We start from the raw sequence: 7,261 nt of genomic DNA, 5'->3' as shown, positions 1-7,261 counted from the left end.
GAGCTTCGATGCGTTCGTGACGGCCCAGCATGGATCCCTGCATCGCCGTGACCTGCGGACTCACGCGCTCACCAGGACTTTGAAACGACCCTGGGGAACCGGCGGCAACTGCGGACCGATGCAGACCGCGACATCGAGGGATGAGCGCCCGGCGCCGGATGCCGCCGATACTCGCTTCTCCGAGGCGGGCACAGCGAGTAGCGTCCGGCCATGGTCACGTACACCTCTTCCCAGGACGCGTGGAACGCGCTGCGCGGGGCACGTTCCGCGCCGCCCGGACGGGCGACCGACCCGGCGCCGGCACTGGCGCAACCGGGCGATGTCCCGAAGCCGTGGCGCCGTGAGGTTTTCAGCACGGCTTTGGAGCAGGCGGAGCAGTTCTTCCGGGCGGCTGACGCGGTAGGGCCGGCTACCCAGCCGCTGCTGCTGTTCTACGGCCTGAGTCAGGCCGGACGGGCCATCGCGGCAGCCGCCCGGGGCCTGGAGGGGGACAAGTGGAAGCTCAACGGCCACGGGATCTGCACGAGGGCAATGGACGGAGATCTGCCAACGATCCTGGCGCCCACCAAGCCCTGCAGTGATCGGGGAAGCTTCGTTCGCCTCTCCCTCCTCCTCGGATCCCCTGTGTGGGTCGACCAGCCAGTCACGTTCGCCGAGCTGTGGGACTGTCTGCCGATTAGCAGGGACGTCCCGCTCTCCAAGGACAGCAAGGAGCGGGTGGTGCCGCTCTTCGTCGACCACCACCATCTGCATCCGGAGCCGCATCTCCAGGGAGGTATTCGCATCGCGGGCCTTCCGCCCCGGGTCCTCGACGCCCCCGACAAGGACACCGCGTTCAGCGAGTACCTTGCCCGCTTCCCCGGCGCCTACGGTCCGGACATCAGTTGGTGGAAGCGCGACGGCGAGGAACGTCTGGACCGGCGCTACGAGCGGGAAGCGGACGGATCCGGCTCGATGGCAGTGACGTTCTTCGCGCCCAACGGCGGGGCGCTCACCCACGACGAGTACCTTGCCCGGCTGATCCCGGTGACCCGGTGCCACGACGGCAACTGGTACTTCACCCCAGCGATCTGGGGCTCGGCGCACGGCATACATCCGCTGATGGCCTGGTGGTCGGTCCTGCACGTGCTGTCCGATCTCGTCCGCTACCAGCCGGCACAGTGGGCCCACCACATCGACGTCGACGAGAGTGTGCACGCGGTGCCCATCGAACGGCTCCTGGCGGAGGCCCGCAGGGTGCTCCCGATCGTGATAGCCGAAACCCTCGACGAGGTGACTACCTGACTGGCTACACCGGACGGTGATGGTGCGGCGGAAGCGGTGTCGTCTAGCCATTCGTGCAGAAGGATCCGTCAGTCGGCGGGGTCGGTGCCAGCGAGTTGAGTGTGGTGAACTGCTGCGTGCTTGCCGGGGATCAGCACGGTCTGCTCAGCCTGGTCGCGTCGAAGGATCCACTCGGGTGACCGGGTGGATCCTTCGGCATTGGTTCGCCTCTGTTGTCGATCTGCTGGCGCATGCGGCGGGAGGGCTGAACGCGTAGATGTCGGGCGGTCGGCGAGGCCGGGGCCGCTGGCCTGGCAGCAGGTCATCCTCAGCACGGCGTGGGCACCTACCAGCTCTGGTAGGTGCCCCGGGCGGCGAGACCGGCGTAAGCATCAGATGCCGCGCTCCGCCCCGGAAGGTCAACCGGCGGCTCGTCGAATCCCGGACGGACCCGGGTACCACCGGGAAGCCTCGACGAGGGACACTGGTACCCGGTCCCAGCCCGCACGAGACGCCCGGAGGACACGGTGAGCGCAGCGCCCCTGCACGGCCACCACGACGGCCAGCAGCCCATCCCGCGTACCCAGGACGCCGTCGCCGCCGCGCTCCCGCCAGCGCAGCGGATGGAGTTCTACCGGGAGATGGGCGAAGCCGACATCGAGACGATCGGCGGCGTGCTGAAGCGGTGGTGGCTGCGAGCGGAGCTCTACCGTGACCCGGAGGGCGATCGCATTCACGCCGCCGTCCAGGCTGGCACCGCCCCTGGTACCTCCGCGTCCGCGGTCCTGCGCCGACTCGGGGCCCTGTGAGCGACCACGGCGACTTCCCGGACGACGAGCACGACCCGATCACCCTCTCCCCGGCCGTCGAGGAGGTCCTCGGCGCCCCGGGCACACCCGCGGACGTGTTCTCCGCAGTGGTGGCGTTCCTCGTCGACCTGCGTGAGAACCCCTTCCCGCATCTGAGCATGCCGGTGCCTGGCCGTCCGGGGATGCACTCGGCGCCGCTGCGTCGGGATCTGGGGCTGGTGGAGTACGTGGTGAACGAGGCGTCGGATCCGCCCGGGATCTACGTCTCGCGGATCCTGCGAGCGGACTGATCGGCCGGCCCGCCCCTCCTCGGAGGGGCGGGCCGCTTCGTTACGGCCGTGCGAGGCGGTTCTGCCGGTCCGTGACGAGGGCGCGCCAGCGGGCACGGACGGGGGCGGGGCCGTCCAACCAGCGAGCGGGGAGGGGTGCCGCAGGTCGCGGCCGGCCATGAAGCTGGCGATGTCGGTGTAGTAGGCGTAGTCGCGGTCGCGGGTGAGCTGGTCGAGGTCGCGGATCGCGGTGTCGAGCGCGTCGTCGTCGTTGAGGACGGCGTGGTGGAAGCACAGGGCGATGGCGAGGGTGGTGGCGCGCAGGTCGAGGCCTGCCAGGCGCTGGTCGGCGAGGTCGAGGTCGTCGTCGGCCGCAGCGGGGTCGGTGAAGGCCTGGACGAAGGGGAGCTGGGCCTGGGAGGTGGCGGTCTCGCCGGCGACGGCGTGCTGCTCAGCGTCGGTACGGGCGGTCTCGCAGGCGGCGGCGGCCTGGTCCATCTCGGCGTGGACCCACCACAGGCCGCCGAGGACGCGGTGCTGGCGTCCGGCCCAGCCAAGGCTCTGGGCGGCGGCCAGGGCGGTGGGAAAGTCGTCGGCCGTGCGGGCGAGGTGGGCCAGTCCCCGGCGGGCGGCGGGGGCGAGGCGGTGGTGCCGGCGGCGGCCCGCTGCATGCCCTGGCGGGAGGCGGCTGAACGGCCGAGGTCGCGGTGCGCCTTGGCCCGGTAGTAGAGGGCGAGGTCGGTGAGGTCCTCGGGCAGCAGGGCGCTGTCGATCACGCGCCCGAGGCGGTCGGCGGTGCCCGGCCGTTGGCTGCGGCTCGGCGGGCCTCTCGGGCTCCCCGCATCGTCAGTGACCCCGGTGTCCTACCTCCCCGGCCGGAGCCGGGCGGCAACCGCCATGGCGTTGCGGATCGATAGCGCCCCGGGGTCTGGCGTGGCGTGGTTCGCCCCGCATCTGTGGCCAGCGCCCGGCGGTACTGGAGTCGCCATGCTGCCGCCTGGACCGCTGCCGGCCCTGCTGCCCGCCCGTCACCGCACCGGCCGGACCGTTCTGGACCTGCCCGATTATCCGGGGGATGCGGTTCCGCTAAAGCAGCGCCGGGAAATATCGGCGGATGGGATTCTTCGCCCTAGAGGGGGTGCGAACACACAACTCGGGCAGTCCGTTGATCAAGATGCTCAGATCTTGCTCAGATATGACCCCGAGAAACGGTGTGAATGCTTTACTTGCCATGTCGCTACCGACCGGTAGCGACAGACCGGGGGGTTATCGAAGTGGCGCCTTCAGAGTGCCATGCAGGGCGTTTGACCTGCTGATTTGTCAGTCTTCGACAGCCTTAGTCGCATTGCGCGGTCGGCGCCAGAGCGGGCCGACCGTGTTCGCGGCGGGTAAATCCATGGCGCTTCTTTGCCATGTCTTTATTTAGCTTTGCCTTCGAATTGTACGGTGATTCGTGGGCTAAAAAACGCATCCCTTGGGGGGAATCATGCGCGAAGTTCGTAGCACCAACCGTCGATTCGGTATGGCCATTCTCGCGGCCTGCACCGCTGCCGCCATCGCGTCCGGCACCGTTCCCGCCTTCGCTGACGGCCCCGGCCAGCAGACCTCGACGGCCGTCGTGGTCGAGAAGGCCACCGGCACCGCTGCGCTGGCCGACACCACGGCGACCGCCGACAGTCCCGCGAGCGCCGTCGTCAAGACAGTGACCGTCAACGCCCCGGCGAACGCCGCAGGAGCCCTGAGCGCCACCGCGTCTGACGGCACCGCCGTCGCACTGAGCCTGTCCGGCGCCAAGGCCTCCACCGGCGTCAAGGGCGGCGTCGGCACCGTCGTGTACACCGACGCCCAGAAGGCGACCGACTTCGCCGCCCAGGCCACCACCGACGGCGGCGCGCGAGCCCTGATCACGCTTAAGGACAGCTCGGCGCCCACCAGCCAGACGTTCAACCTGGACCTGCCCGCCGGAGCCACCCTCATCGCCGACGGCGCGGGCGGCTACGACATCGTTCAGAACGCGGGCGAGGGCATCGCCATCTCCAAGGGCCACATCGACGCCCCCTGGGCGAAGGACGCCGCCGGCAAGGCCCTGCCGACCCACTACACGCTCCAGGGCGACCAGCTCACCCAGACGATCGAGACCAACAAGTCCACCGCGTTCCCGGTCGTCGCGGACCCGCACTTCAGCTGGGGCATCGTCTCGGGCACCGCCTACTTCAACAAGGGCGAGACCCAGGCCATCGCCGGTGGCGGGGCCACCGCCCTCGCCATCATCACCGCGGTCGGCGGACCGCTCGACATCGTCGTCGACCCCATCGTCGCCGTCACCGTTGCCCAGGCGGCGATCGCCGTCGGCAAGGGCGAGTGCGTGAAGCTCAAGAGCTACGGGGTAGCGTCGACCTACAGCGGCCAGTACTGCGACTGACCGTCACCAAGTAGAGGGGGTGCCTCCATGTGGTTCATGTGGAGCGGAGTGATCGTGTTCGTCATCGTCACGGTCTCCAGAGGATTCCTGCTCGCGGGCAAGCAGCGTGCCGGATTCGCCATCTACCGTGACGCCGCAGCCATCGGCGCCGGCCTGGCTGCTGCCGCGGCGGCCTACCTCATCGGCACCGTCATGGATCTGCACCAGCCGGTGGCCGGCATGTCCGGACTGTTCTGGGGGCTGGCCGTGCTGGAGATCGCTCACTACAGCCGCCGCCGTGCCCGCGTGTAGCACCCCGGACAGCAATCGATGAACGCTATGGCAGGCAGCCCACGAGTGGGCTGCCTGCCATAGCCCATGAGCTTTGCGACATACGGGGGCCAGGGCACTCCAGCCAACAGCCAGACAAGAGCAGGGTGGGATTCGGGCTGGCTGCGGCCAGTGTTCTGCGCACTTCGAGGAAGCCATCTACCTGACGCGTCATCAGCCTCGACAATGGACTTTCCCCCTTCGCTCTTCCCCCACCCGCCCGGGCGCCCGCCGTCGGCCCTGCCGCACGGCCGGGTACGGGCGGCAACTGCGGACCGATGCGGACCGCGGCCGTGTGGGTGGCTGGGCGCGGCGTGCTCCGCCCCCGCACCCGTGGCCAGCGCCAAGGGCTGCGCTGGACCAGCCCCTGGCGCCTGCCCTGCGCCGCCGGATCCGCTGTCAGGGCCGTGGCCGGCCCCGCCACCGGCCCGTCGCCGCACCGGCCCGGGCCGTGGCCGGCCCTGGCACTGGGCAGTTGCCCCCAATGGACCTGGTCAGTGCCCGTTCCGGGCGGAGCTGCCTGCCGATCCGACCTGCACCAAGTACCGCGCGCTGCCCGTCACTCAGCTGGCGCTAACGTCACCACCTACCGACGAAGACCTTGTTGCCAACCTCTACCGCCTGGACGGGTTGACCCGGGCCGCCCTGCACTCACCCCCCTCGCCCTGTCACCGGGCCCAGAGCGGGCGGTGGGAGGGCAGGGGCAGGGGAGCCGGGCGGGTGACGGCCACGGCAACGACCATCGGGGTGAAGGCCTGAGTGACGCCCTACCTTTACTACCTAAGAAGAGACATATGCCCTGACCTGCGATTTTCCCCTCGCTAACGTCTGGTTTTCCAGACGCTGCCGCCAGAAAACCAGACGTTACGGCAGGGATCGGCGAGGAGACGGTGGCTCGACACGCTGCCAGGCGCCTGCGTTTTTCGGGCCCGATCCTGTAGATTCTTGCCGCTAAGGTCTGGTTTTTCGGAGCTAACGTCTGGAAAACCAGCCCTTAGAAGCCTGGTGGCGCACCGGTCGTTGGACCGGTTCTCGGACAGCGACGGCACGGTGAGGAGCATCATGGCTCGCAGGGGCAACATCGCCCTGGTGAACCTGGATACGGGAGCGGTGCTGCCTGCGCCGAAGCCCCGGACGCCGCACACCATGGACGGCTCCTACACCCTGAACGCCTACACCGACGACGCGCCGCTGTACTCCTTGGCACTGTCCGGGGCGGAGTGGGCGACGATCGACTGGGTCCGCTCGAACGGTGGGGCCGGCGCGGCCGTGAAGGTGACCGCAGCCGCCGTGGCGGAGGCGATCCTGGCCACGGAGACAACCGCGAAGACGGCGCTCGCCCGCCTGGTGAAGCTGAACATCCTGCTCAAAACCAGCCCCCGGAGCCAGACCTACCAGCTCAACCCGCGGCGTTTCTGGGAAGGCTCTGGAGACGCCCAGGTGCAGGCATGCCGTAGGTTGGACCCGCCGCCGATCACGCCAGACGCCAAGGCGATCGCTGCCGCGAAGAAGGCCGCTGAGAAAGCTGCCGCCAAGACGCCCGGACCGCGCCGCACCACCACGGCCAGGAGCACGACGAACGGAGGCACCCGATGAGCGCCGCCACCCACAGTCACCACGGCGACTTCGATCCGGACAGCCTCGGCATGCCGCCCGTCTACACGCTGAACCTGTCCGCCAGCCAGCGCAGCGTCCTGGAATGGCTCACCAGCCACGGTGCCGTGTTCGCCCCGATCACCGCCGACGTCGAGGAGATCGCTCACGACTGCGGCACCTCGACCTCCACTGCGTACGAGGCCCTGGCCCGGCTTGAGGCCCTCCAGCTGGTCGAGCACCCGGACCCGGGAAGTTACCGGGTCAACCCCCGCTTCTTCTTCGCTTCCAACCCCGAGATTCGCCGCTTGGTCGGAGAAGCACTGGAAGCGCCCGAGATCACCCTCGATGCCCGGGCCGAAGGCCCCCGGAAAGTCGGCAACGTCGACGCCCGACGCCGCCGCACCATCAAGGCCGTCCCCGACCAGGAGTAAGGCCTGCGCCGCCCGAAAGCTGACAGCGCCCCCCAGGTCGAGATGGTGTCGGCAACGGCTGAAAACGGGTTCTGGATCACTTTCCGTGCCAGAGCCACAGAGCGTCACCGGAACCGCGATCATGAACGGTCGTGGCTGACGACCTCCTCCAAGACCTCTGGC

At 69.2% G+C, this 7,261-nt stretch carries 8 protein-coding genes; all 8 read left to right on the top strand.

The window, feature by feature from the left end:
* Positions 1-210: 210 nt before the first annotated feature.
* The 8 genes from ACZ7KX_RS42280 (at position 211) to ACZ7KX_RS42245 (ending at position 7,099) form a co-directional block, all read left to right on the top strand.
* A complete protein-coding gene (locus ACZ7KX_RS42280) occupies positions 211-1,284 on the top strand; it encodes a YaaC family protein (RefSeq protein ID WP_470331276.1) in 1,074 nt (357 codons plus the stop codon).
* Positions 1,285-1,790: 506 nt separating this feature from the next.
* Positions 1,791-2,072 (top strand): hypothetical protein, encoded by a 282-nt coding sequence (locus ACZ7KX_RS42275; protein ID WP_470331257.1) that lies wholly within the window; start codon positions 1,791-1,793, stop codon positions 2,070-2,072.
* Entirely contained in the window at positions 2,069-2,362 is a 294-nt protein-coding gene (locus ACZ7KX_RS42270; RefSeq protein WP_470331275.1) for a hypothetical protein, read from the top strand. Before ACZ7KX_RS42275 ends, ACZ7KX_RS42270 begins: the two co-directional genes overlap by 4 nt.
* A 135-nt stretch (positions 2,363-2,497) precedes the next feature.
* Positions 2,498-3,067: a hypothetical protein gene (locus ACZ7KX_RS42265; RefSeq protein ID WP_470331274.1), complete on the top strand. Its 570-nt coding sequence runs from the start codon at positions 2,498-2,500 to the stop codon at positions 3,065-3,067.
* Between the two features lie 796 nt (positions 3,068-3,863).
* The gene (locus ACZ7KX_RS42260) at positions 3,864-4,763 is read left to right on the top strand and encodes a hypothetical protein (RefSeq protein ID WP_470331273.1); all 900 of its coding nucleotides are present in this window, start codon (positions 3,864-3,866) and stop codon (positions 4,761-4,763) included.
* A 54-nt stretch (positions 4,764-4,817) separates the two neighbouring features.
* Positions 4,818-5,054 carry a hypothetical protein gene (locus tag ACZ7KX_RS42255; RefSeq protein WP_470331272.1) on the top strand — a complete coding sequence of 79 codons (237 nt, stop codon included), beginning with the start codon at positions 4,818-4,820 and terminating at the stop codon, positions 5,052-5,054.
* A gap of 1,080 nt (positions 5,055-6,134) precedes the next feature.
* Positions 6,135-6,668: a MarR family transcriptional regulator gene (locus ACZ7KX_RS42250; protein WP_470331271.1), complete on the top strand. Its 534-nt coding sequence runs from the start codon at positions 6,135-6,137 to the stop codon at positions 6,666-6,668.
* Positions 6,665-7,099, top strand: a complete 435-nt coding sequence (locus ACZ7KX_RS42245) for a MarR family transcriptional regulator (RefSeq protein WP_355675980.1) — start codon at positions 6,665-6,667, stop codon at positions 7,097-7,099. The genes ACZ7KX_RS42250 and ACZ7KX_RS42245 overlap by 4 nt, the downstream gene beginning before the upstream one ends.
* Positions 7,100-7,261 lie beyond the last annotated feature (162 nt).

The sequence above is a fragment of the Kitasatospora sp. NPDC038210 genome (genome assembly GCF_055600605.1).
Note: the sequence above shows the minus strand (reverse complement) of the source record. Positions and strands in the feature narration are given on the sequence as shown.

Bases quoted from the DNA above. Each gene is read 5' to 3' on its own strand.
- ACZ7KX_RS42280 (WP_470331276.1), top strand. From the start codon at position 211: ATGGTCACGTACACCTCTTCCCAGGACGCGTGGAACGCGCTGCGCGGG.
- ACZ7KX_RS42260 (WP_470331273.1), top strand. From the start codon at position 3,864: ATGGCCATTCTCGCGGCCTGCACCGCTGCCGCCATCGCGTCCGGCACC.
- ACZ7KX_RS42250 (WP_470331271.1), top strand. From the start codon at position 6,135: ATGGCTCGCAGGGGCAACATCGCCCTGGTGAACCTGGATACGGGAGCG.
- ACZ7KX_RS42245 (WP_355675980.1), top strand. From the start codon at position 6,665: ATGAGCGCCGCCACCCACAGTCACCACGGCGACTTCGATCCGGACAGC.